This is a genomic window from Corallococcus silvisoli, assembly GCF_009909145.1.
Lineage (GTDB): Bacteria > Myxococcota > Myxococcia > Myxococcales > Myxococcaceae > Corallococcus > Corallococcus silvisoli.
On the sequence record NZ_JAAAPJ010000001.1, the window covers coordinates 882559 to 906715 of the forward strand.

General features: G+C 71.0%; 22 protein-coding genes and 1 pseudogene. 6 read left to right on the forward strand and 17 right to left on the reverse strand.

Annotated elements, in window-relative coordinates; all coding sequences use genetic code 11:
- The first annotated feature begins 63 nt into the window (after positions 1-63).
- Both GTY96_RS03555 and GTY96_RS03560 read left to right on the forward strand, forming a co-directional pair.
- Positions 64-555, forward strand: a complete 492-nt coding sequence (locus GTY96_RS03555; protein WP_143898499.1) for a hemerythrin domain-containing protein — start codon at positions 64-66, stop codon at positions 553-555.
- 57 nt (positions 556-612) lie between these two features.
- Complete coding sequence (locus GTY96_RS03560; RefSeq protein ID WP_161663829.1) at positions 613-1299, forward strand: DNA-3-methyladenine glycosylase family protein; 687 nt, start codon at positions 613-615, stop codon at positions 1297-1299.
- Between the two features lie 61 nt (positions 1300-1360).
- Here GTY96_RS03560 and GTY96_RS03565 read toward each other — a convergent pair whose 3' ends face one another.
- Together GTY96_RS03565 and GTY96_RS03570 are read right to left on the reverse strand one after the other, a co-directional pair.
- Positions 1361-1720 (reverse strand): GFA family protein, encoded by a 360-nt coding sequence (locus GTY96_RS03565; protein ID WP_143898503.1) that lies wholly within the window; start codon positions 1718-1720, stop codon positions 1361-1363.
- A 192-nt stretch (positions 1721-1912) separates the two neighbouring features.
- A complete protein-coding gene (locus GTY96_RS03570) occupies positions 1913-3160 on the reverse strand; it encodes an MFS transporter (RefSeq protein ID WP_161663830.1) in 1248 nt (415 codons plus the stop codon).
- 62 nt (positions 3161-3222) lie between these two features.
- On the opposite strand from GTY96_RS03570, the gene GTY96_RS03575 reads away from it, so the two are divergent.
- Positions 3223-3906, forward strand: a complete 684-nt coding sequence (locus tag GTY96_RS03575) for an SIMPL domain-containing protein (RefSeq protein WP_143898507.1) — start codon at positions 3223-3225, stop codon at positions 3904-3906.
- Positions 3907-3931: 25 nt separating this feature from the next.
- Here GTY96_RS03575 and GTY96_RS03580 read toward each other — a convergent pair whose 3' ends face one another.
- Together GTY96_RS03580 and GTY96_RS38675 are read right to left on the reverse strand one after the other, a co-directional pair.
- Positions 3932-5206, reverse strand: a complete 1275-nt coding sequence (locus GTY96_RS03580) for a pyridoxal phosphate-dependent aminotransferase (protein ID WP_143898509.1) — start codon at positions 5204-5206, stop codon at positions 3932-3934.
- Positions 5207-5245: 39 nt separating this feature from the next.
- Positions 5246-5314, reverse strand: a pseudogene (locus tag GTY96_RS38675) (DNA starvation/stationary phase protection protein Dps); the annotation flags it as partial.
- 332 nt (positions 5315-5646) lie between these two features.
- Between GTY96_RS38675 and GTY96_RS03590 the strand changes: the two are divergent.
- The gene (locus tag GTY96_RS03590; RefSeq protein WP_328700757.1) at positions 5647-6252 is read left to right on the forward strand and encodes a hypothetical protein; all 606 of its coding nucleotides are present in this window, start codon (positions 5647-5649) and stop codon (positions 6250-6252) included.
- Between the two features lie 3 nt (positions 6253-6255).
- Positions 6256-6726, forward strand: a complete 471-nt coding sequence (locus GTY96_RS03595) for an SMI1/KNR4 family protein (RefSeq protein ID WP_235685301.1) — start codon at positions 6256-6258, stop codon at positions 6724-6726.
- Between the two features lie 71 nt (positions 6727-6797).
- Here the strand turns inward: GTY96_RS03595 and dps are convergent, their stop codons facing one another.
- The 9 genes from dps to GTY96_RS38515 form a co-directional block, all read right to left on the reverse strand.
- Positions 6798-7280: a DNA starvation/stationary phase protection protein Dps gene (gene dps / locus GTY96_RS03600; protein ID WP_143898511.1), complete on the reverse strand. Its 483-nt coding sequence runs from the start codon at positions 7278-7280 to the stop codon at positions 6798-6800.
- A gap of 113 nt (positions 7281-7393) precedes the next feature.
- Positions 7394-7921 (reverse strand): carboxymuconolactone decarboxylase family protein, encoded by a 528-nt coding sequence (locus GTY96_RS03605; protein ID WP_143898513.1) that lies wholly within the window; start codon positions 7919-7921, stop codon positions 7394-7396.
- Positions 7922-7927: 6 nt separating this feature from the next.
- Positions 7928-8482 (reverse strand): peroxiredoxin, encoded by a 555-nt coding sequence (locus GTY96_RS03610; protein WP_014394422.1) that lies wholly within the window; start codon positions 8480-8482, stop codon positions 7928-7930.
- 460 nt (positions 8483-8942) lie between these two features.
- A complete protein-coding gene (locus tag GTY96_RS03615) occupies positions 8943-12083 on the reverse strand; it encodes an efflux RND transporter permease subunit (RefSeq protein WP_161663832.1) in 3141 nt (1046 codons plus the stop codon).
- 20 nt (positions 12084-12103) lie between these two features.
- Positions 12104-13222, reverse strand: coding sequence for an efflux RND transporter periplasmic adaptor subunit (locus tag GTY96_RS03620; RefSeq protein WP_370456541.1), 1119 nt, complete (start codon positions 13220-13222; stop codon positions 12104-12106).
- A gap of 389 nt (positions 13223-13611) precedes the next feature.
- On the reverse strand, positions 13612-14988 hold the full coding sequence (locus tag GTY96_RS03625; protein ID WP_143898518.1) for a TolC family protein: 1377 nt from the start codon (positions 14986-14988) through the stop codon (positions 13612-13614).
- A 123-nt stretch (positions 14989-15111) separates the two neighbouring features.
- Entirely contained in the window at positions 15112-15879 is a 768-nt protein-coding gene (locus GTY96_RS03630; RefSeq protein WP_143898521.1) for an outer membrane lipoprotein-sorting protein, read from the reverse strand.
- A gap of 134 nt (positions 15880-16013) precedes the next feature.
- On the reverse strand, positions 16014-16829 hold the full coding sequence (locus tag GTY96_RS03635) for a LytR/AlgR family response regulator transcription factor (RefSeq protein ID WP_143898523.1): 816 nt from the start codon (positions 16827-16829) through the stop codon (positions 16014-16016).
- Positions 16826-18007, reverse strand: a complete 1182-nt coding sequence (locus tag GTY96_RS38515; RefSeq protein WP_161663834.1) for a sensor histidine kinase — start codon at positions 18005-18007, stop codon at positions 16826-16828. The genes GTY96_RS03635 and GTY96_RS38515 overlap by 4 nt, the downstream gene beginning before the upstream one ends.
- A 235-nt stretch (positions 18008-18242) precedes the next feature.
- On the opposite strand from GTY96_RS38515, the gene GTY96_RS03645 reads away from it, so the two are divergent.
- Entirely contained in the window at positions 18243-19832 is a 1590-nt protein-coding gene (locus GTY96_RS03645; RefSeq protein ID WP_235685302.1) for a sigma 54-interacting transcriptional regulator, read from the forward strand.
- Between the two features lie 57 nt (positions 19833-19889).
- Here GTY96_RS03645 and GTY96_RS03650 read toward each other — a convergent pair whose 3' ends face one another.
- The 4 genes from GTY96_RS03650 to GTY96_RS03665 all read right to left on the reverse strand — a co-directional run bounded on the left by GTY96_RS03650 (position 19890) and on the right by GTY96_RS03665 (position 24154).
- Positions 19890-20477, reverse strand: a complete 588-nt coding sequence (locus GTY96_RS03650) for a hypothetical protein (RefSeq protein WP_161663835.1) — start codon at positions 20475-20477, stop codon at positions 19890-19892.
- Between the two features lie 94 nt (positions 20478-20571).
- On the reverse strand, positions 20572-21945 hold the full coding sequence (locus GTY96_RS03655) for a hypothetical protein (RefSeq protein WP_143898529.1): 1374 nt from the start codon (positions 21943-21945) through the stop codon (positions 20572-20574).
- Complete coding sequence (locus GTY96_RS03660) at positions 21942-22868, reverse strand: 5-oxoprolinase subunit C family protein (RefSeq protein WP_143898531.1); 927 nt, start codon at positions 22866-22868, stop codon at positions 21942-21944. The genes GTY96_RS03655 and GTY96_RS03660 overlap by 4 nt, the downstream gene beginning before the upstream one ends.
- Complete coding sequence (locus tag GTY96_RS03665) at positions 22865-24154, reverse strand: LamB/YcsF family protein (RefSeq protein WP_161663836.1); 1290 nt, start codon at positions 24152-24154, stop codon at positions 22865-22867. Before GTY96_RS03665 ends, GTY96_RS03660 begins: the two co-directional genes overlap by 4 nt.
- Between the last annotated feature and the right edge of the window lie 3 nt (positions 24155-24157).

Below are 24157 nucleotides of genomic sequence, written 5' to 3' on the forward strand. Positions count from 1 at the left end.
GCTTCCCTCTGGCCGCTTCCGCCCCCATCTCTCAGCACATCCCCGCACTTCACGGAGCCACACATGCACGCGCTGGAGTTGATCCATCAGCAGCATGAAGAGGTGTCCAAGCTCTTCAAGCGGTACGAGAAGCTGGCCGACCACGACGATGCGCGGCGCCAGGCGCTGTTCGAGCAGATCGCCGACCGGCTGGGCGCGCACGCGAAGATTGAGGAGCTGTACCTCTACCCGGCGCTCAAGACGGAGGACACCGAGGACGACCTGCGCGAGGCCGTCGAGGAGCACCTGTCCCTCAAGCGGCTGATTTCGGACCTGCTGGACATGGAGGCGTCGGACGAGGAGTACGACGCGAAGATGAAGGTCCTCCAGGAGCAGGTGGAGCACCACGTCGAGGAGGAGGAGCAGGACCTCTTCAAGGCCGCGCGCAGGCTCCTGAGCCAGGAGCAGCTGGAGGACCTGGGCATCCAGTTGGAGGAGGAGTACGACGCGCTGATGGAGGGCGAGCCGCGCAAGGACGTGCCCGACGAGACGGAGCACGCCGCGCCCCTCGAGTGAGGGGACCGCCAGCAGACAGGGGTTGCGCGGCGCGCGGGGCCGGGCAGCATGCGGCCCATGCCACGCGCTCCGCTTGCCACCCCGGTGCTGCTCCCTGATGCGTACACCCCCGCCGTGCGCCGCGCCCTCGTGCGCGCGGACCCGGCGCTGGCGCCCCTCTTCAAGACGGTGGGCCCGTTCCGCATGGAGCTGAGCCCGCTGCACAGCCCCTTCGAGGCGCTGGCGCACTCCATCGTGTACCAGCAGCTCCACGGCCGCGCGGCGGCGACCATCTTCGGTCGGGTGTGCGAGCGCGTGGGGAAGGGCAAGGCCTTCACGCCGCAGAAGCTGCTCGCGCTGCCGGACGCCACGCTGCGCGAGGCCGGCCTGTCCGCGAACAAGCTGCTGGCCATCCAGGACCTGGCGCGCAAGACGGTGGACGGGACGGTGCCGCCGCTCGCGCGCGTGCGCCGCATGTCCGACGAGGACCTCATCGAGCACCTCACCCAGGTGCGCGGCATCGGCCAGTGGACCGTGGAGATGTTGCTCATCTTCCGCCTGGGCCGGCCGGACATCCTGCCCGTGGACGACTACGGCGTGCGCAAGGGCTTCATGGTCATGAAGGGCCTGAAGGAGATGCCCAAGCCCAAGGCCCTGCTGGAGTATGGCGAGCGCTGGCGCCCGTTCCGCACCGTGGTGAGCTGGTACCTGTGGCGCGCGGCGGACCTGCCCGCGGGCACCTACACGTCGCTGGCGGAGGGCTAGACGCGGAGGCCGCCCGGCCTCCGAGGGGGCTGGGCGGCCTCTCGTGAAAGGCGGCCCGCGGCTACATGTCCTTGCCGTTGTAGTGGAAGGGCTTGAGCGTGGACAGGTCCACGCCCTCCAGGCAGCGCACGTTGACGGCGAACATGGGCTTGCCGTCCGGGCCCTTGCCGGTGGCGTAGGACTCCACGCCGCACGTGGGGCAGAACAGGTGGTTGATGACCTTCTTGTTGAACTGGTAGCTCTTCACGGTGTCCTGGCCGGAGAGCGACTTGAACTGCTCCGGCGGAACGAAGGTGAGGACCGCGCCCAGCCTGTGACAGATGGAACAGTTGCAGCTCACCACCTGGGCCAGGTCCGTCTGCGCCTCGTAGCGGACCTGTCCACAGTGGCAGCTCCCCGAATACGTCTTCATCTCCGCCATGGTGCTTCCTCCGTCCCACGTGAAGCCCGGGCCGGAGTCACGGCTCCGCCCACCCGGTGCGTGTGCGCGCATCAATGAACGGAGGCGGCGCGGACCGCAAGCGGCCCGGAGCGCCTCACGGCCCCCGCTGCCTTCTTCGCGGTGCGTCAGGGCGGCTTCACGCGGGTGCGCGTGTCGTGAGGCCGGAAGGTTTCACGCCGCGGGCTGTGGCGTGGGCGCGGGCGCGCTCCGGCGAAGGGGACCCAGCAGCGCGAGGAACGCGGCGGACAGCGCGACGCCCAGGAGGAAGACGTTCGCGTAGCCCCAGCCGCCGTACCGGGGATCCGCGAGGATCCCCGCCAGGGGGCCCGCGGGCGCCTTGCCCGCGACCTCCACGCTGGCCAGCAGCGTGTAGTGCGTGGCCCCGATGCGGCGGTCCGTGCGCGACATCATGAAGGCGAACATCACGGTGGTGAGCGCGCCGCCGAAGAACTCCTCGGTGAGCGTGACGCCCAGCACGCCCGCGTCGCTGACCCCGACCTGCGTGAGCACCCACCGCCCCAGCAGCGGCAGCAGGCGCAGCGTCCCGGTGAGGGCCACCGCCCGCAGCAGCGGCAGGCGCGAGGCGAGCAGCCCCCCGCACATGGACCCCAGCAGCGACGCGGCGGTGCCCCACGTGCCCACCCACAGGCCGATGCGCGCGGGCGTGAAGCCCGCGTCCACGAGGAAGGGCTTGTAGAGGACGTCGGACATCGTCTCGCCCAGCTTGTACGTGCCGATGAAGAGCAGCAGCCACCCCGTGCCCGGCACGGTGAGCGCGGACTTGAGGCGCGACAGGAGCGCGGGCCAGTCCAGCTTCGCGCCCTGCGCCCCTGACTCCTCGCGCGGGGGCGGCTCCTTCACGAACAGGACGACGGTGAAGACGGCCAGGCACAGCGCCGACATGACGACGAACAGCCCGGACCAGCCGATGCGCGAGCTGGCCCACACCAGGAGCCCGCCGCCGGTGAGCATGCCCAGCTTGTAGCCCACGACCTGCGCGGTGTTGCCCAGGCCCAGCTCCTCCGGGCGCAGCAGGTCCACCGCGAAGCCATCCACCGCGATGTCCTGGGTGGCGGCGAAGAGGTTCATCACGAAGAGGAGGCCCAACAGCAGGGGCAGCGAGTCCCGGCCCGCGGCGACGGCGGCCAGGGCGCACGCGAGCGCGAGCCCCGCCTGCATGGGCAATATCCACGAGCGCCGCCGCCCCACGCGCGCGGAGCCGTAGCGGTCCACCAGCGGGGCCCACAGGGCCTTGAGCATCCACGGCAGGGACAGCGCGCCCGCGAACCCCAGCGCAGCCAGGGAGACGCCGCGCGTGCGCAGGTAGACGGGCAGCGCCGTCACCTGGAAGCCGAAGGGCAGCCCCTGCACGAAGTACAGCGCGCACAACAGCCACAGCCGGGACGGGATGCGTCGCATGGTCTGGGCGTGAGCATAGGCGCGTATACTCCGGCGCCTGCAACCAGGACGAAGAGGGGCGCATGCCGGAGCAGACCGAAACCGAGTCGGGAATCATCGTCGTGGAGCTGGCCTCCGAGCACGAGCTGGAGGCGGACCACGTGGACGCGGTGGTGGACGTGAAGGCCACGGCCTTCTTCACCGGCAACGCGGCCTTCGCCAACGCGAAGGAGGTGGCCTCCCTGGTGCGCCGCATGGAGGAGCTGGGCGTGCCCGCCACGGCCTTCACGCTCCAGGCGGTGCAGGCGGAGACGACGGAGGGCCTGCTCACGCGCTCCTCCTCCGCGCTCTACACGCTGCGCATCCGGCTGGTGGACATGTCGCGGGTGGGGGACGTGCTCTCGGCCCTGTCCGGCCTGAAGCAGGCGACGCTGCGCGAGCTCAAGTGGGGCTACGTCCGGGAGTCGGAGGCCCGGCAGGACTGGCTGGAGGCGCTGGCCCGCGAGTCGGTGAAGAAGGCGCGCCGCGTGGCGGCCGGGCTCGGCGTGACGCTGGGCGGGCTGCACCGCTTCTCCGAGCGCACCTGGGACTCGCCGGCCTTCGGCCCCCGGGTCGGCGGGTATGTCAGTGACGATGAGACGCTGCCCCAGTCCATGCCGGGCAGCTATGGCGGCCGCGCCTCCCTGGGCTTCACCGTGTCCCACCGCAAGAAGGTGCACGTGACGGCCACGGCGCAGTTCCGCACCCACCCGGCCCCGGGGTCCTAGTCCGGGGCCAGGGGGCCCGCCGCGCTCACGGCGCCGCGGCGGGCGTGTGCTGGAGCACCAGGGCCTCCAGCCGCTGGAGCGCCTTGTCCAGCGTCTCCCACGAGGGGCCGAAGGACAGGCGCACGTAGCTGCGGAAGCGCGAGGCCCGCGCGCGGCGCTTGCCCGGGTTCACGTCGAAGAACTCACCGGGCACGGTGATGACCTTGTGCTCCAGCGCGGCGCGGAAGAAGGCCATGCCGTCGTTGAGCGGCGCGGGCAGTCCGGACAGGTTGCCCCAGACGTAGAACGTCCCGTCCGGCGCCCGGTCCGTGCGGATGCCCAGCCGCTCCAGCCGCGAGTGGAACCGGTCCCGCTTCTCCCGGAACGTCGAGTGGATGGCGCGCGTCTCCGCCACCACCGTGTCCTCCTGGAGCAGGGGAATGGCCGCGCGCTGCAAGGGCCGGCTGCCGCCGCCATCCAGGAAGCTGCCCGCGCTGGACACCGTGTCGATGACCTGCTTCGGCCCCACCGTCCACGTCATGCGCCAGCCCGGATAGCGCCAGTTCTTGGTGAGCCCGTCGAAGAGCACCACCGGGTCGCGGTTCACGTCCTCCACGTACCGCGCGGCGCTCTCCACCGGCAGCATCCCCGGGCGGGCCGTCCAGACGTAGTGCGAGTAGAACTCGTCGATGAGCAGCGAGCACTCCAGCTCCCGCGCGACGCCCACCCACCGGGCCAGCTCCTCGCCCTGCACCAGCTTGCCGGTGGGGTTGCACGGGTTGGAGAAGAGCAGCGCGGACAGCCCGCGCCCCTGGATTTCACGGCGCAGGTCTTCGTGCGTGAAGGCGTAGCCGCGCTCGCCCTCCAGCAGGATGGGGATGGCGGTGAACGCCTTGAAGACGTCCAGCAGCTCTTCATACGCGGTGTAGTCCGGCAGGAAGTGGCCCAGGTTCACCTGGCCCAGGCTCGCCGCGGCGCGGGTGAGGGCCGCGCGGCCACCGCCGGACAGGCACACGTTCTCCGCGCTGTACTGGCTGGGCATCCCCTTGCGGTAGAGCCGGTTGTAGAGCCCGGCGATGGCCTCCCGCACCTCCCAGAGGCCCGCCACCGGCGCGTACTCCTGGTCCGCCATGTCCACCGTCACCTGGCCCACGCGCGGCGGGGCGCCGGGCAGGTCTCCCGTCTCCGGCTGACCCTGGCCCAGGTTGCACCAGTCCGGGTCGCCGGGGCGGTAGCCGCGGCGCGTGGCCTCGGCGGTGACGAAGATGACGCCCGTGCGGGGCACGGTGCGAAACGCATGCAGGGGGACGCTGTCGCTCACGGCGTGCACGCTAGCGCGCCCCCTGCTTCGGTGCAGCCTTTAGCCTTCCAGTGAGGCCCGCAGGAACCAGGCGTGCTTCTCGAATTCCGTGATGATGCCGGTGAAGAGGTCCACCGTGTCCGTGTCCTGGGGGCACATGATGGCTCCATCAGCCCGCGTTCCCGGGTCGGCTTCCAGTACGCGTTCGCGCTGGGCGGGTACGGCGGCAGCACCAGCCGCACCTCGCACCGCCAGGAGTCTCCGCCTGCCGCCTCGTCCATTCTCGAAGAGAAGGGGCGGCGGGGCGCGGTTCCGGTTTTGAGCCCTCGTTCGAGGAGGCGAAACGTGAACCGGGCGCGCGACCTACTCAGCCGAGCATGCACTTCTGCGCTGACTTAACTTGCGCGTTTAGCCGTGCTGTCATGATTTAAATGACAGCTATCCGCCACCAGCTACGCGCAGTGTCCATCGCCCTCGTCCTCGTCGGGTGCGGCTCGGCAACCGTCGGCGCCGTCGGCAAGTCCGCCGCCGGGAAGTGGGTGGGCCCTGTCGTCACCACGCCGGACGGCGGCCAACTGCGCACCACCATCTACTACGGCCCCTGGCAGTGCAGCGCCGCATTCATGTCTAGGTGCGAGTCGAAGTGCGCGGGACAGGGGCGCGCCCTGATGGGGTGCATGTGGCTGGCCGACGTCAAGGGCGACTGGCAGGGGCGCTACCTCTTCATGCCCGCCGCTGCGGGCGGCCGCATGGCCATCACCCACTGTTGCTGCGACTATCCAACCATCTCCAATACCAGTCAGCAGCGGCGCATCTGGAATCGGGCGCGAGAGGGGTTCCGAGAGGCATGGGCGGAGGATTTTGGAGCCTGGCCCCAGAGCGGAGGGGCGCTTTGGGAGGGGCACCACATTTTCGACCTCTGGCATGGCGGCCTGCCGACGGCCCCCAACAACGTGCTGCCCGTCCCGCCTGATGTCCATCAGGTGCTCAACCAGCAGTACCCGGCCTGCTACTCTGGCGGTGGACAGTGGAGTACGCCCGGCCCCGCGCGGCCCTACGTGGACTAAAGCATGCCCTCGATGGACAGCCTCCTGGCCGAAGTCTCCCGGCACCACTACCCGGAACCGCCTGCGACGCCGGAGCAAATCGCGGCCTTCGAGGCGCGAGCGGGCTGGCAGTTGGACCCCGACCTGCGCGCCTTCTATCTGCACTGCAACGGCGCGGCCCTCTTCCGTCCGCGCCTGACCGCGAACTACCGCGTCCTCTCGCTCGACGAAATCCGCCGCGGCCGAGCTGCCATCCGCGGCAGCGAGTCGGACAAGGATGGCCCTGCCTCCTGGTACACCCTCCTCTACCTCCAGGACGGCGACTACGTCCTCGCGGACGTCTCGCGAAAGGAAGACGGGCGGTACCCCCTCCTCGATGCCTTCCACGAGACGTTCCCGGACCCCGTGGAGACCCGCCAGATTGCCGCGTCGTTCAGCGAGTTCCTGGAGAAGGCACTGGCCAGCGGGGACGACTTCTTCTGGCTGGACGGATGAACACCGCCCGCGTGCGGCGCACCCGTCCCGGGCGTGCGAAGTCCAGCGCGCCCCCTGCTCCGGCGCAGCCTTTAGCCTTCCAGTGAGGCCCGCAGGAACCAGGCGTGCTTCTCGAATTCCGTGATGATGCCGGTGAAGAGGTCCACCGTGTCCGTGTCCTGGTGCCCCTCCACCTGCTTGCGGCTGTCGCGCAGGTGGGCCAGGTACACCTCGATGCGCTCGGCCAGGAGCTTCACGTGCTCCAGGTCGCGCGAGGTCTCCTGCGGATACTCCGGCAGGCGGCTGTGCGTGCCCACGTGGCGGCTGGTGCCGTACGCCCGGCCGCCCAGCGTCACCGCGCGCTCCGCGATGGAGTCGTTGTGGTTCGCGAGGCTCACCGCGAAGGTCTCGAACAGCGGGTGCAGCGCGGCGAACTGCGGGCCCTTGATGTTCCAGTGGGCGACCTTGATCTGCGAGTGCAGGTCCAACCCGTCCGACAGCCGCTCATTGAGGGTGGCGGCGATGGCGGTGCGGGCCTGCTCGGACAGGGGACTGGGGCTCTTGTAGAGGGCCATGACGGACACGTTCCTTTCGGGTGGAGGGTGGGACGTCGGAAAGAAAAGACAGCGCCCCCCGGTGTCATCCACCGGAGGGCGCCAATCACAGCTCAGGGATAACGGCCGGGTGTCTAGGATTCCAGCCCGACCGCCGCCGCGTGGATGACGCCCGCGATGCGGACCGCGTCGTGCACCTGGTCCTCGGAGAGGCCGCCGTCGATGACGACCTTCTCGTGGGACTGGATGCACAGCTCGCAGCCGTTGATGGCGCTGACCGCGAGGCAGACCAGCTCGAAGTCCACCTTGTTGGTCAGCACCTGCGCCAGCCGGTTCATCCGCAGACCGGCCCGCTTGGTCGAGTACGACTCCTTCCCGACCATGTGACGGAACCGGTAGTAGACGTTGTTCATCGCCATCAGCGAGGCCGCCGCGCGGGCGTCCTCGATGACCGGCCCGGCCTTGTCACCCAGGGCCTGCTTCGCCTCGTTCAGCATGGCCTCCTTCAGCCGCTCGTTCCGGGCGGCGAAGGCGCATGCCACGGCCGTCCCCCAGCGCTGCTCGGGGGTGAGGCTCGTGCTCTCCAGGACCGCGGAGAGGTTGAGGCGGGTGTCCTTGTGGGCGTCCGCGAGCTCACTGCGGACGACTTCGAGCGAGGCCATGGTGCCTTACCCCGCCTTCTGCAGCTTCGAGGTGAGCGTCTCCTCACCCTTCTGCCAGTTGCACGGGCACAGCTCGTCCGTCTGGAGCGCGTCCAGCGTGCGGACCGTCTCCTTGACGTTGCGGCCCACGGACAGGTCGTTCACGGACACGTGGCGGATGATGCCCTCGGGGTCCGCGATGAACGTGGCGCGCAGGGCCACGCCCTCCTCCTTGTGCAGGATGCCCAGCGCGCTGGACAGCTCGCGCTTGATGTCCGCCAGCATGGGGAAGGGCAGGTTCTTCAGGTCCGGGTGGTGCGTGCGCCACGCGTGGTGCACGAACTCGCTGTCGGTGGACAGGCCCAGCACCTGCGCGTCGCGGTCCTGGAAGTCCTTGTTGTGCTTGCCGAACTCCGCGATCTCCGTCGGGCAGATGAACGTGAAGTCCTTCGGCCACGCGAACAGGACCGTCCACTTGCCCTTGTACGTGTCGTTGGAGATGTCCTGGAACTCCTTGTTCTTCTCCAGGCTCACGGTGCCCTTCAGCTTGAAGTTCGGAAGCTTGTCGCCAACGGTCAGCATGGTTCGACTCCTTGGGGATGGGGGGCGGGCCACCGTGGTCCACCCCAGATGTTGTAGGTTGCTACTGGTAAAGCAGCCACCGTGCCAATGTTTAATCTGCTGTGATTCCAGGGGTTTACATCAGTCCCTGGCCTCTGCACCGGCGGGGCGGTGTCTCCGGGATGGTGAATAGCGAAATCCCGGTGCCTTTCGCCACTGCAATTTCGGTGGAGCGGAGCGCCTGGTGGCGACTGGACGCTCACAGCCCGCCCTCCCGAGAGTGCGGCCGAAAATACGAGAAAGCGCGCGTGGTTGCATCAGGTACGGGCAGGGGGAGGCGTGAATGGTTGGCCGCGAACGCCCCTTTCGCCCGCCCGCGAACGCCAACAGACGAAAGCGGGCCCGCGCCTGCCGGTGGCGCGGGCCCGCTTTCGCCGCGGGTCTGCTGGCCTGGAGCTGGAGCGGCCGTCCGGGCGCGCGGTCAGTGTGACGAAGCCGCCACGGGCGCCACGTCGTCCACGGCCCGCTTCGCCCCGCCGCGCAGCTTCTGCATCAGGACGTAGAGGCCGGGGATGAAGACGAGGTTCACCCCCGTGGACACCAGCATGCCGCCGAAGACGGCCGTCCCCAGGGAGTTGCGCGACGCCGCGCCCGCGCCGGAGGCGGTCATCATCGGCACCACGCCGAGGAGGAAGGCAATCGACGTCATGAGGATGGGGCGCAGGCGGACCTCGGATGCCTCCACCACCGCGTCGGTGGCGCTCCGGCCGTGCTCGCGCAGCTGCTCCGCGAACTCCACGATGAGGATGGCGTTCTTGCTGGCCAGCCCCACCAGCATCACGAGCCCCAGCTGGCAGAACACGTCGTTGGCGTAGCCGCGCAGGTACTGCAGGCCGAGCGCGCCCAGGAGGGCCAGCGGCACCGAGAGGAGGATGACGAGCGGCAGGCTGAAGCTCTCGTACTGCGCCGCCAGCACCAGGAAGACGAAGAGCAGGCCCAGCGCGAAGATGAGGAGCGTCTGGGCTCCGCTCTGCTTCTGCTCCAGGCTGATGCCCGCCCACTCCGCGCTCATGCCCTGGGGCAGGTGTCGCTCGGCCAGGGCCTCCATCGCCTCCATCGCCTGTCCGGAGGACTCGCCGGGCGCGGGCTGGCCGCTGAGCTCCACCGCCCGGAAGAGGTTGTGGTGGCGGATGACCTGCGCGGACACGGTGGTCTCCACCTTCACCAGCGACTCCAGCGGAATCATGTCCCCGCTGTCGCTGCGCACGTAGAAGGCGCCGATGTCCAGGGGGCTGTCGCGGAACTGCTGGTCGGCCTGGACGTAGACGCGGTACGCGCGGTTCGCGTAGTTGAAGTCGTTGACGTACTGGCTGCCCATGTAGAGCTGCATGGTGCTGAAGATCTGCTCGATGGGGACGCCCAGGGCCTTGGCCTTCTGGCGGTCCACCTCCACGTCCAGGAGGGGCGTGTCCGCGTTGAAGCCGGTGAAGACGCCGCGAAGCCGGGCGTCCTCGTTGCCCTTCGCCATCAGCTGCTGCGCGGCTGACGCGAGCTCGTCCAGTGAGCGGGTGCCGGCGGTGTCCTCGATGACGTACTGGAAGCCGCCCACGGCGCCGACGCCGCGGATGGCGGGGGGCTGGAAGGGCACGACGCGCGCGCCGCCCAACTGGCTCAGGGGGCCTCGCAGCCGCTCGACGAGCGCGGCCACCGACTGCTCACGGCCGGGCCGCTCCTCCCATGACTTCAAGGCGACGAAGATGCTGGCCATGTTGGGGCCCGTGCTCTGCGGGGAGAAGCCGCCGTTGGCGAAGATGGCGCGCACCTCTGGCTGGGCCTGGAGCACCTTCTCCACCTCCGCCATCACCTTTTCCGTCTGGGCGAGCGACGAGCCCTCCGGCCCCTGCACGGAGATGATCAGGTAGCCCTGGTCCTCGTCGGGGATGAAGCCCGTGGGCGTCACCTTGAGGAGCACCCCCGTGACGCCGATGCACAGCAGGAACGCCATCAGGAGGAGGGCCGGGTGCTTCAGCAGCCGGCGCAGCCCCCGCCCGTACAGGTCGCGCGTCCGGTCGAGCACCGCGTCCACCGCGCGGAAGAACCCCCACTTCGTCCCGGCATGGTTCGTGAGCATCCGCGCGGAGAGCGCGGGCGTGAGGGTGAGCGCGCAGAAGGTGGAGAGGGCCACCGACGCGGTGAGGGTGAGGGCGAACTGGCGGTAGATGGCGCCGGTGGTGCCGGGGAAGAAGGCCACCGGGATGAACACGGCCACCAGCACGATGGAGATGGCGACGACCGCGCCCGACACCTCCTTCATGCCCGCGCGCGCGGCCTGGGGGGCCGACAGCGCCCGCTCCTTCATCAGCCGCTCGATGTTCTCGATGACGACGATGGCGTCATCCACCACCAGGCCCGTGGCCAGGGTGAGGCCGAAGAGGGTGAGGGTGTTGACGGAGAAGCCCATCCACCGCACGAAGGCGAAGGTGCCCACCAGCGAGACGGGGAGGGTGAGCGCGGTGATGAGCACGCTGCGCCAGCCGTGCAGGAACAGGAAGATGACGACGATGACCAGGGCGATGGCTTCCACCAGCGTCTGGACCACCTCGCGGAGGGTGGCGCGCACCGCGAGCGTGGTGTCCGTGCCCGTCTGGAACTCCATGCCCGGTGGGAACTGGGCGGACAGCCGCACCAGCTCCGCGTAGACGGCGTCGCGCACCTCCAGGGCGTTGGCGGTGGGGAGCTGGAAGGTGGCGATGCCCACGGCCTGCTTCCCGCCGAAGCGCAGCAGCGTGCTGTAGTTCTCCGCGCCCAGCTCCACCCGGCCCACGTCCTTCACGCGGACGCTCCTGCCGTCCTCCTGGCGCAGGAGGACGATGTCGCCGAACTCCTCCGGCTCCATCAGCCGGCCTCGCGCGCGCACCGCGAACTGGTAGGGCTGATCCTCCGCGGAGGGCGGCTGGCCCACCTGGCCCGCGGCCACCTGGAGGTTCTGCTCCTGGAGGGCGCGCGTGACGTCCTGGGGCGTGAGCTTGCGCCGCGCCAGCTCCGTGGGGTCCAGCCACAGGCGCATGGAGAACCGCCGCTCGCCGAAGATGCGCACCTCGCCCACGCCGCGCACGCGCTTGATGGCGTCCTTGAGGTTCACGTCCGCGTAGTTGCTGAGGAACTTCGCGTCGTAGCGGTCGTCCGCGCTGAACAGCGCCACGGACAGGAGGATCTGGCTGGAGGCCTTGTTGACGATGATGCCCGTCTGGTTCACCTGGGAGGGCAGGCGCGCGGCGGCACGGCTGACCCGGTTCTGCACGTCCACCGCCGCGACCTCGATGTCCCGGGTGGCTTCGAAGGTGAGGGTGATGGTGCTGGTGCCGTCATTGCCGCTGGTGGAGGTGATGTAGCGCATGCCCTCCACCCCGTTGAGCTCCTGCTCCAGGGGGATGGTGACGGCGCTCTCCACGACCTCCGCGCTGGCGCCCACGTAGGTGGCGGTGACGGTCACCTGCGGTGGCGCGAGGTCCGGATACTGGGCGATGGGCAGCGTGGGGATGGCGATGGCGCCCGCCAGCGTCAGCAGGATGGAGCAGACGATGGCGAAGACGGGCCGGCGGATGAAGAAGTCGATGAACATGGTGTGTCCCGTCCCCTGGCTCAGTGGCCGCTCGCTGGTGGCACGTTCGCCAGGGTCTGGGAGGGCGGAGGGGCGCCGGGGTGCTTCACCTTCACGGACATGCCGTCGCGCAGGGCCTGGATGGACGACACGGCCACCACGTCCCCTGTCTTCAGGCCCCCTTCCACGACGTAGGCCTGATCACCCAGGGCTCCCAGGGTGATGGGGCGGCGCTCCACCACCGCCCCTGCGCCCTGCGCCCGCACCACGAGGGCGAAGGGCTGGCCGCTCTGGCGCACCACCGCCAGCGCTGGAATCCGCAGCGCGTCGCGCGCCGAATAGACGATGCGCGCGCGCACCAGCTCGTTGGGGCGCAGGCCCACCGTGTTGCGGAAGGCGGCCTTCACCTCCACCAGCTGGGTCCGCGGGTCGGCCTGGGGCGCGATGAAGAAGACCCTGCTGGTGAGCAGCACCGCCCCTCGCGCGTCCAGGAGCTCCAGCACCGTGTCTGGCTTCAGGGCGCGCGCGCGTGTCGGGGGGATCCACACGCCCACTTCGAGGACATCCGCTTGCGCCACGTGGGTCAGCGGCGTGGAGGCGCTGACGGAGTCTCCCACGCGCACCAGCACGTCATCCACGGTGCCCGCGAAGGGCGCTCGCACCACGTTGAGCTGGAGTTGCACCTGGCGCTGCGTCACCTGCGCGGCCGACGAGCGAGCCGCGGCCTCCGCGGCCTCCACCTGCGCCCGGACGTTCTCCAGCTCCTGCGCGCTGGCGAGGCCTTCTCCGTGAAGTGCCTCGGTGCGGGCGCGGGTGCGGCGGGCCAGCTCCAGCTGGACCTGGGATGCGCTCAGTTGTGCCTGCGCGCTGTCGAGCGCGGCCGTCTCCTCGCGCGCGTCCACCTCCACCAGCGGCGCGCCTTCCTCCACCTGCTGACCGGGGCGCACGTGGATGCGGCGCACGGCGCCCGCGACCTGTGGCAGCACGGCGACGCTCCGCCGCGACAGCAGGTTGCCCAGATACTCACCCGTCTCACGCACTGCCTGCGGCGCCAGCGAGACCGCTTCGATTTCGCGTGGCGGAGGTGCGGCGGGGGGCGCCTTGTTCTCCGAGCAGCCGGCCACGGCCGCGATCACCGCCATGCTCCACAACATCTTCATCCACATCTCCAGGGGGCGCATCGGGTTGTCAGCAGGAACAGGTCCAGGTGTGGCTGGAGGGGGTGTCGTCATCCGCGCTTCCTGATTCACCCGCCGCATCAGGCCTCCGTCAGGAACGCGTCCAGGAGTGGCTGGATGGGTCGTCATCCGCGCTTCTTGCTTCACTCGCCGCATCGGGCCTCCGTCAGGAGCGCGTCCAGGCGGGCCTGGATGGGTCGTCATCCGCGCTCCCGGCTTCACCTGTCGCGTCGGGCCTTCGTCAGGCACGCGTCCAGGCGGGCCTGGATGGGGCGTCATCCGTGCTCCGTGCTTCACCTGTCGCATCGGGCCTCCGTCAGGAACGCGTCCGGGTGTGGCCGGGTGGGGCGTCGTCATCCGCGCTTCCTGCTTCACCTGTCGCATCGGGCCTCCGTCAGGAACGCGTCCAGGCGTGCCTGGACGAGCGTGAACTCGCGCAGCACCAGGTCCAGCTCCGCCTGTCGCAGGGCCGCGCCGCTCTGCACCAGATCGAGGCTGCCGCCACGGCCCACTTCGTAGGCGCGGCGGGTGAGCCGGTCGGTGCGCTCGGCGAGGTCCCGCGACTCCACCGCGTTCTTCACCAGCGCTTCGGCCACCTCCACGCTGCGGCGGGCCCGCGCCACCTCCAGCTCCACGTCGCGGCGGGCGCGCTCCAGCGCCGCCTCCGCCTGGGCCTCCACGCCCGTACGCTCCCGCACCAGCCCTCCGCGCCCGCCGCCCTCCCAGAGAGGCACCGAGAGCACGGCGGCGACGTTCCACGTCGCGATGCGACCGAAGCCCGGGTCCGTGGTGAGGCCCGCGAGCGTGCTGCTGACGCCCAGCGTGGGCAGATAGCCCGCGGCGGCCTGCCTCCGGCTCTCTCGCGCGGACTCCACCTGGGCGCGCGCCGCCACCAGGTCGGGCCGCGCGTCCAGGCTCTCCAGCGGGGCGCAGGTATTGCGCGTCCGCTCCACGAGCCCCCGCAAGTCGAAGGCCGGGTCGACGCCCATGGACTGGCCGAAGCCCAGCGAGAGGCCCAACGCCTCGCGCGTCCGGCGCAACTGTTCGTCCCCGGCGATGAGCGCGCCGCGAGCCACCGCCACGTCCTGATCGACGCGCACCACGTCCAACTGGTTGCCCGCACCCAGCTCCAAGGTGCGCTGCGTGAGCGCGGCACGCTCCAGCGCGCGCCTCAGGCCCACGCGGTTGATCTCCGCGGCGCGTTCAGCGGCCACGGTAGCCACCAGCACCTGCGCCAGCCCCAGGGTGAGCCGACGCCGGGTGTCTTGAAGGCTGGCCACCGCGCCCGTCTCCGCCTCCCGGGCCGCCGACAGTCCCCTCCACGCGCTCAGGTCCACCACCGCCTGCGTCAGCGTCGCGCCAAGGGTTCCCGTGGGGGCGGTGACGGTGTGGTTGTCTCCCGCGGCGCCGGGAAGCACCCCCGAAGGAACGTCGGGATTGAGGAGATCCAGCGCCACGCCCGCCTGGGCGCGCGCATTGGGCAGCAGCGCGGAGAGGGCCTGACGCCAGCGCCCGCTCGCGCGCTCCACGCTCGCTTCGGCGCCGCGCAGGTCCGTGGACCGCTCGCGCATCAGTGCGAGCGCCTCATCCCAGCTCTTCACGAGCCGGGGCGCGGCCGGGACAGGGGTGAGCATCGAGTCCTCCACCGCGGGTGGGCGGGTGGCCGGAGGCAGGTCGGAGGAGGAGGGCGCCACGGCCTGGGTCGAGACCGCGGCGAGCGCGAGGAGGAGGACGGAAGGAGGGGCCATTCGCCGGACGTGGAGGAGGAAAGGGAGTCGAAGCGCCCACGGTCCGGGCTTTCCGGCGCGGGGGGCTTGGGGACCGTCCCCCAGGGGAGCCGAGCGCTCCCGCTAGGGAAGAAGCGCGGCGGCTCAGCTGCGCGGCGTCGTCGCCTTGAACGTGGCGGCGTCGACGGGCGCGTCGTAGCGGGCGCTCTGGACGACCTTCTCGCCCGGCTTACCGTCGGCCTCCCACCGCACGTGGTGGCTCAGCATGATGCCGTCCACGTCGCGGTAATCGGAGAAGGCCATCGTCTTGTTGAACGCCTTGCCCTCCTGGGTGCCGGCATACGTGCGGCGCACCTCCAGGAAGGACTTCGCGTCGATGAAGCGGACCTCCGTCTCCCGGGCGCGGGTGAGGACCAGCTTGAACGCGGGAGCGCCCTCCACCTCCACCGTGCCGTCCAGCGCCAGCGTGACGACGCCCCGGGCCTTCGGGTCCAGCAGGGCGTCATCGAACACCGCGCCCTCGGCCATCAGCGCGTTCAGCTCCTGGCTCACTTGCTTCGGCGCGGCCGTCCCCTCCACCACCCAGCCCTGCTGCCCATCGAACAGCCTGGTGACCTGGGCGCCGTTCGTGTCCATGTCGTTGCGCAAGAGGTTGGGTCGCGCACGCCGCAGGGTCGAAGTCGTCACCGTGGTGCCCTCGGTGACGCGGGTGGTGATCTGAAACGTCTTCGCGGCCTTGATCCGCTCCTTGCCGCCCATGGCCTTCAGGTGCTTGTCGACGACCGTCTGGAGCGTCATCGAAGCCTGGGAGGAACCCTGGGTGCATCCGGCGCCTTCGCCCGCCGCCGCGATGGTGGGCGCGAACGTCAGACCGAGGGCCAGGAACGAGACGACGAGGGGCTTGCGCAGCATCAGGTGTGCCTCCGTGCGGGTGGGTCGCGGGAGGCACGGTGCCCGTGCGGGCACGTCGCGGGTGGAGCGTTCAGCCGGTGGGGATGGGCGTGCGGTGAACGGGCCTGGGCGTGCAGCGAACGGGCCCGGCCAGTTCAGCCCAGGTGCTGGAACTTCTCCCGGTGGCTGCGCGCCACGCGCAGTTCGGCGCCGCCCGTCAGCACCACCACGAGCTCCCTGCGCCCTTCGCTGCGCAGCTCGCGGATGCGGCGCGAGTTGACGATGGCCGAGCGGTGGATGCGCATGAAGCGCTCCGGATCCAACCGCGCCTCCAGGCTCTGCATCGTCTCGCGGTGGAGGTACGCCTTCCCGCCCGCGTGGATCTGCACGTAGTAGTCGGCGGCCTCGATGTATTCGATCTCATCCACGTCCAGGAACACGACCCGGCCCGTGTCGCGGATTGCCAGCCTGCGCACCCATGGCTCCGGCGCGGCGGGAGGGGCCGGTGCCATGGTGGGTGGGGGCGTGATGTCGCGCTCGCCATAGGTGGAGAGCACGGACATCAGTCGCTGGCTGAGGTCGGACATGCGCCTCAGGCGGATCTGCGCCTTGGCGCGGCCGACGGCGTCGTGGAAGCGGTCGTCGCGGAAGGGCTTGAGCAGGTAGTCGAGCGCGTGGATGTCGAAGGCGCGCAGGGCGTAGCGGTCATACGCGGTGACGAAGATGACGGCGGGCATCTCGCCAGGGCCCAGGTGGGAGAGCACCTCGAAGCCATTGAGCTCCGGCATCTGCACGTCGAGCAGGACGAGGTCCGGCCGCTGCTCGCGGATGAGGCGCACCGCCTCCGGTCCGTTGCCGGCCTCACCCACCACGCGGACCTCCGGGTCCGTGGAGAGCAGCAGGCGCAGCCCCTCGCGAGCGAGCGGCTCGTCATCCACGAGGAGGGTGCGGATGCAGGCGGACGCGTTCATTCCGAGGGCGAGGCCGGCTGGAAGGGAAGCTCCAGGCGGGCGCGCACGCCCCCCCCGGCGCGGTTCTCCAGGGAGAAGACGTGGCGGTCCGCGTAGAGCGAGTGCAACCGCGCCCGCACGTTGGCCACGCCGATGCCGCCGTCCGGGGTGTCCCAGCCGGGCGCGAGCCCCGGGCCGTCATCGAGCACCTCCAGCAGCAGCCGGGCTCCGTCGCGCGCCGCGCGCAGCTCCACGCGTCCAGCGCCGGAGCGGGTGGCGAGGCCGTGCTTGATGGCGTTCTCCACGAGCGGCTGGAGGATGAGGCTGGGCACGAGCGCGCCGAGCGCCGCGGGGTCGATGGCGCGGACCACCTGGAGCCGGTCCTGGAAGCGCGTCTGCTCGATGTCGAGGTAGCGCTCCAGGAAGGCCAGGTCCTCATGGAGCGGGACCTGCTGGCGGCCGGTGGTGTTGAGCGCCATGCGCAGCAGCTCGCTGACGCCGGTGATCATCCGGATGGAGCCGGCGGTGTCCTGCTTGCGCACCAGGACGGAGATGGCGTTGAGCGTGTTGAAGAGGAAGTGCGGGTGCAGCTGCGCGCGCAGGGCGTCCAACTGCGCGTGGACCAGTCGCGTCTCCAGCTGCGATTGGATCAGCGCTCCCTCGACATAGCGGCGCTGGTACTCCAGGGCGGCGCCCACGGCGAGGATGCCCCCATAGACAGGGATGTCCGTGACGCCGTACTTGCCCAACAGCATGGGCATGATGAAGCCCAGCGAGTTGTCCAGGTACCACTTCTCCTCCGCGAAGCGGTTGACGGCGATGATGAGGAACAGGTGGGGAATGATCAGCCCGACGAGGACGGGCACGTGCACCGCGAGCGAGCGACGCCAGACGCCGCGCTCCAGGCGGAAGCGCCGCCCGAGCGCGACGATGAGGGGCGTGACCAGCGCCCAGTACCACCAGGGTGGCAGATGCAGCAGCAGGGCCTGGGTGAACGGGTACGTGGGGTCCTTCGCCTGGGCGTAGAAGTAGGTCTGGCTGGAGGTGATGACCCCCGGCACGGCGTAGGCCAGCAGGAGCAGCGGCAGGCGGCGCGCCTGACGGAGCCACGCGGACGGCGCGGACGCGGAAGCCTCCGGCCGGAGGCTCACGGCGGGAGGCGGCAGGAGGTGGCTCGCGGCGGGGGAGGTGGATTCCACGTGTGCACGACTCTACGTCCGCGCCAGGGCCCCCTCCGAACCGGTGCAGCCAAAGGGCTCCGGCGTGCAGCGAACGGGCCCGCCCGCCTGCTCCTCACTCCCGGGACAGGGGCTGGCGAAAACCGCCCCTGGATTCAAGGGGTTGGATGAGAGCCTGCCGCTGGGACGCGAGGGACCACGAAATCCCGGTGCGGCCGCCACTGCAATTTCGGTGAATCGCTGTTATCGGTCGCCCATGCCGGACGAACTCATGGGACGCCACCCGGAAGTGACACACGATGCCCGGGAGCTGGTCGAGCTGGCCACCACCGAAGAAGGGGTGGCGGAGCTGCTCCGGCGTGGACTGGATTGGCTGACCCGGGTGGTGCCGTTCGACCTGGCCACGCTGTTCCTCCTCAAGGAGGGGAAGCTGGAGGCGGTGGCGGCGCGCGGTCCGCTGGCGAACCAGGCGGTGCGCAAGCATTCGCTCCAGTTGTCGGACTTCCCTTCGCTGCGGCAGGCGCTGGAGACGCGGCGCGCGCGGGCGTTCACGGAGGAGGACCACGCGCACGGGGATGGGGACCCCTTCGACGGGGTGCTGGACCTGCCCGAGGGGCACGCGTGCATGGTGGTGCCGCTGTGCGCGGGGGAGCGCTGCTACGGCGTGCTGACGTTGGACCGCGTGCAGTGCGAGACCTACGCGCAGCCGGTGGTGGACCTGGTGGAGGTGTACGGGCAGATGCTGGCCACGGCGCTCCAGGGCGCCGAGCAACGCGCGGTGGTGGAGCGGCTGCACCGCCAGGACCACGAGCACGCGAAGCTGTTGGAGTCGCAGCTGGGCGGGGAGTCGGAAGGCATCCTGGAGACGTCGCTGAGTCCGGTGATGCAGGACCTGGCCCGGCGCGCCCGGCAGGTGGCGGAGACGGACACGCCGGTGCTCATCACCGGCGAGACGGGCACGGGCAAGGAGCGTCTGGCGCGGGCCATCCACCGCTGGAGTCCGCGGGCGGACCAGCCCTTCGTGTCGCTCAACTGCGCGGCGATCCCGGCGGGGCTGCTGGAGAGCGAGCTGTTCGGCCACGTGAAGGGCGCGTTCACCGGGGCGAACCGCGACCGGGCGGGCCGCTTCCAGATGGCGCACGGAGGCACGCTGCTGCTGGATGAGATTGGCGAGCTGCCGGTGGAGCTGCAGGCGAAGCTGCTGCGCGCGCTGCAGGAGAAGACGTTCGAGCCGGTGGGCAGCGACAAGACGGTGAAGGCGGACGTGCGCATCCTGGCGGCGACGCATGTGGACCTGCACCAGGCCATCGCGCAGAAGCGCTTCCGCGAGGACCTGTTCTACCGCCTGAGCGTGTTCCCGCTGCGGCTGCCGCCCCTGCGCGAGCGGCGCGAGGACCTGCCGCAGCTGGCCGCGTTCCTGCTGGAGGAGCAGGCGCGGCGCATTGGCCGGCGCGGCATCCGGGTGTCGACCTCCGGGCTGGCGCGGCTGGCGGCGTATGACTGGCCGGGCAACCTGCGTGAGCTGGCGAACGCGCTGGAGCGCGCCACCATCCTCACGAGCGGCCCGGAGCTGTCGTCGCAGTCCTTCGACCTTCCAGGGGATCGGGCGCGGGTGACGCCGGTGGAGGAGACCGCGGCGCCGCTGCAGGCCGGGGCGAAGGTGCTCACGCTGGCGGCCGTGCAGCGCGAACACATCCTGCGGGTGCTCACGCTCACGCGGGGCCGGGTCTACGGAGACGGCGGGGCGGCGGCGCTGCTGGGGCTCAAGCCGTCCACGCTGCAGAGCCGGATGAAGAAGCTGGGCATCGCGCGGCTGGAGGGGTTCTCGGCCGCGGACGAGGTGTGACGGCGGCCGGAGGATGAGGGCCGGCGCTCGCGGGCCCTCTCCTGTCCCAGGGGCCGCTCAGTACCAGCGGCTGTCTTCACGGGCCTCGCGGCGGTCCTCCCGGAGCTCCTGACGGTTTCGCGACTGCTCGGCGCGGGCGAGCTGGACCAGGTCGGCGATCAGCATGCGCTTGCGCGTGACGCTGCCGCTGTCCATGCGCCCGTAGAGGCCGTTCAGCTCCTGCGCGATGGCGCGCGTCTGTTGCAGGGCGCGGGCCTCCTGGCGGACGTCGCGCACGTCGTCGCGGTGGTCCTGACGGTCGTCGCGGCGGTAGCCGTCGTGGCGCACCTCGCGGGCGCTGCTTCGCGCCTCCTGCTTGTCCTGCGCCAGCTCGCGGCGGGATTCGCTCAGCTCCGACGCCACGTAGGCGCGCAGCTCTTCCTCCACCCGCTGCAGATCCCGGCGCGCGTAGCGGCCCCGGGCCGAGTCGTAGCGGGACAGCAGCGTCTCCATCTGCCGCAGGTCGAGGCGATCATCGCGGAGCTCCCGGGCGTCCTGGCGCAGCTCCTGCCGGTCGCGGGCCTGCTCGGCGTGGTCGCGGGGACCGCCCGCGTGCGCCAGGGCCGGGAGGGACAGCGCCATCGTTGCCAGCAGCCACTTCACCATGGGGAGTCTCCTTCAAGTGCGTCGATGCCCGGATGGACGAAGCCGGGCGCCGCGCATTCAAGGAGGGGACTCCCTTGGTGGGGATGACAGGGGCCTACGCCACTCCGGGTGCGGAGGCGGTTCGCGGAGCGGCGGGGGCCACCGGGTAGTGTGCCTCCTTGCCGAAGGGCTGGTCGAACAGGCGCGGATCCGACTGGCGCGAGCGGAAGAGGTCCACGATGTAGTTCATCCGCTGGTCCAGCTTGCTCCAGTCCTTCGCGGCCGTGCCCTTGAGGCTGTCGGGCGTGGCGTCCAGGCGGCCCATCAGCTCGCGCAGCTTCGGGTTCTCCAGGGTGCGCAGGTGCGGCGGGAAGAGCGTCGACTCCATGCCCGCGGGCGGAGGCAGGTCGTTGCCCAGCTTCAGCGCGCCGCCGGGCACCGCGAGCTTCATCATGTGCTCGGTGGCGATGCCGCGGAACACGTCCGCCAGCTTGCCCACCAGCGGGTTGACGGCCAGGTCCACCACGCCCGACTTGATGGCGGCCCGCGCCGCGAGGTTGGCGGGGAAGGGCAGCGCGCTGGCCCCCGCCTGGATGCTCTTCTTGAGGATGTTGCTGAAGATGTCCTTCACCGGCGCGTTGAGCGCCTTCTCCACGAAGGACTGGAGCTGCGTCTGCTCGTGCAGGCCCACGGTGTCGTTGGCCAGGAGCATCAGCTCGGCCTTCTTGTTCGGGTCCTTCTCGAACATGGCCTGCGCGTAGTTGCCGAACGCGTCCTTCAAGAGCGGCTTGTCGGAGGGGAAGGCCTCCAGGTACTGCTGGAGCTTCGCGGGGTCCAGCTGGGTGTCGCCCTGGAAGGTCTCCACGAAGCGGGCGAACTCCTGGCCCACCTCCTGGAAGACGAACTGGTTGCCGTCGCCAATGGCCTTGCTGACGGTGTTGAGCGCGTCCGCGCCCGCCTTGGCGATGTCGCCCGTGGGCATCGCGGGCAGGCCCAGCTTGCGCAACAGGTCGTCCACCTTGGACATGGCCTCACCGAGGACGCCGCCGCCCTTGAGCACGTCCACGAAGGCCTTCGGCATGTCCTCCTGGCGGATGCTCACGCCGGCCTGCTTCGAGGCCCAGGTGGCGAAGGTGGACCAGTTGGCGTTCTCCTTGCCCAGCAGCGTCCCCACCGCGTCGGACAGGTCGTGGTAGCCCTGGGTGATGGCCAGGTTGCGCGCCACCGGGTCCTTCATCGCGGCGATGTTCGCCACGTCGGCGCGGGTCGGGTAGGTGCCCGGCGTGGGGCGCGGGCCGCCCTGCTGGGTCGCCGCGGCCGGCGTGGACAGCGCCACCGGGGCCTTCGTGGACTTCGACGACTCGAAGAGGGAGGCACCCTGGCCGTCGCGCGCCGCGGGCTTCGCCTCGTTGCGCGGGCGAGGAGGGACGACTGGATCGGACGTGCGGGGCGTGGAGGCGGTGCGCGGGCCGATCTTCGGGGAGTTCATCCTTCCAGTATCGGACGGAGGGGGCCGGGAGTTGCCTGGGGCGGACGGGCGGGATGCGCCCTCCATGCCTCGCGGGCCTCCTCCAGGGACACGGCCTGGAAGCGCACCGGAGTCCCCGGACGGCGCGCGCCCAGCCGGCCCCAGTCGGCGCGGATGACGGAGGCGATCAACGGGTAGCCCCCGGTGGTGGGGTGGTCCGGGCCCAACACGATGGGGGCGCCGGACAACGTGACCTGGAGGGCGCCGCGCACCATGGGACGCGACGTGCCCGTGCCCTCGTCTCCGTGTGGGACAGGGGGCCCGTCCAGGCGCTGACCCACGCGGTCGCTGGAGGGCGACACGGTGAAGGTGCTGCCCAGCAGCACGGCCAAGGCCGCGTCGCCGAAGCAGGCGGCGTCCGGACCCAGCAGCACCCGCAACGGAGCGGTGGGGTCCAGTGCCGCCTCGAGCCGCTGGAGGTCCGCGTCCGAGGGCGGGCCCTGCCTCGCGGCGGGAATGCCCAGCGGGAGCCGGTCGCCGGTGCGCAGCGGACGGCCCTCCCAGCCGCCCATGCGGGCCACCCACAGCGTGCCATGGCCCCCCAGGACCTCGGGAACCGCCAGCGCGCCGTCCACGGCCACGTAGCGCACGGCGTACCGGGTGGGCGCGGGCACGGTGAGGGTGTCGCCGTCCGAGAGCAGGTCGGGGGGCGCGCCATCCACGGACACGCGCACGTCGCGGCCCCGCGCGCGCAACTCCATCCGGCCATACGCCTCCACCGCCGCCGCTCCCGGCGCATTGCCCACCGCGCGGTTCGCCGCGATGAGCAGCTCCGGCACCCACGCACCGCCCGGGGGAACGCCGTGGTGCATGGCGCCCGGCCGGCCGCCGTCCTGCACCATCGCGGGAGCACCCAGGCCGGTGATCTCGACAGCGGTCGTCATCCGTCCTCCCGTTCGAAGCGCACGCGGTCGCCCAGGTGCAGCACCGCGCCTCGCGCCGGGTCGAAGGCGGTGAAGTCTCGCGCCGTGCCCACGAGGTTCCAGCCCCCTGGAGACGCGAACGGATACACGCCCGTGCGCGCCCCGGCGATGCCCACCGCGAGCGCTGGCACGCGCGTGCGCGGCGCGGGCAGCCGGGGACACGCGATGCTCGGGTCCACCTCTCCCAGGTACGCGAAGCCCGGCAGGAACCCCACGCAGCGGACCGTGTACTCACGGGCCGTGTGGCGGCGGATCACCTCCTCCACCGACAGGCCCGCGTGCCCCGCCACCTTCGGCAGGTCCTCGCCGTCGTAGCGCACGCGGATGCGGATGAGCGGCGCCTCCACGGGAGACACGGGCTCCACGCGCAGCCGCGTCAACACGAGCGCGGGGGACTCGGGCGGGGTCGCCGGGTCGAAGTACACGCAGGCGTGGGCCTCCGTGATGACCGCGTCGAGCACGCCCGGCAGCGCGCAGAGGGCCTCGCGCGCCCGTGCCCGGTCCACCGCCTCCGGCAGCACCAGCCGCAGCGCGCTGTCCCCCAGCGGCTCCGGGGGCTGCTCCAGCGCATCCAGCATCGCGCGCACCTCGCGGGCCAGCGCCACGGCCCCCGGCGTGTCCCCGTGCACGCACAGCGTGTCCACCGCGCCGCCCGTGGCCAGCCTCGCTGTGTTCTCGCGCGCCAGGGCCACGTCGGTGAGCACCGCGCCGGGCTGGCCGCGTGGAATCAACGTCCCGTCCGGCAAGGTGCCCCGGTCCGCGAAGCCCTCGCGCGCGTAGCCGAGCCCGGCGGCTCGCGCCGCGTCCCTCAGCGCTCCCGTTCCCGGTCCCACGAAGGTGACGTCCTGGCCCAGCGCGTCCACCACGCCGTCCACCACCGCCCGGGCCAGCGCGGGCGCCTGATTGGCCGCGTGGTACAGCGCGCCGTGCGGCTTCGCGTGCCGCACCGGCACGCCGCGCTCCCGGGCCAGCGCCGCCAGCCGCGCGCACTGCCCGGCCACCTGCGCGCGAAGCACCTCCGGCGCCACGCTCAGCGCCTTGCGGCCAAAGTTCTCACGGTCCTCGTACGACGGATGCGCGCCCGCCCGCGTGCCATGGCGCTCGCACAGCTCCAGGGCCCGCCGCATGGACGCCGCGTCCCCCGCGTGTCCTCCGCAGGCGATGTTCGCCAGATGCGCGAGCGCGTAGAGCTGTTCGTCCTCCCCGGGCAGCTCCCCCAGGTCGATGTTGAGCAGGCACCGCGTCATGGG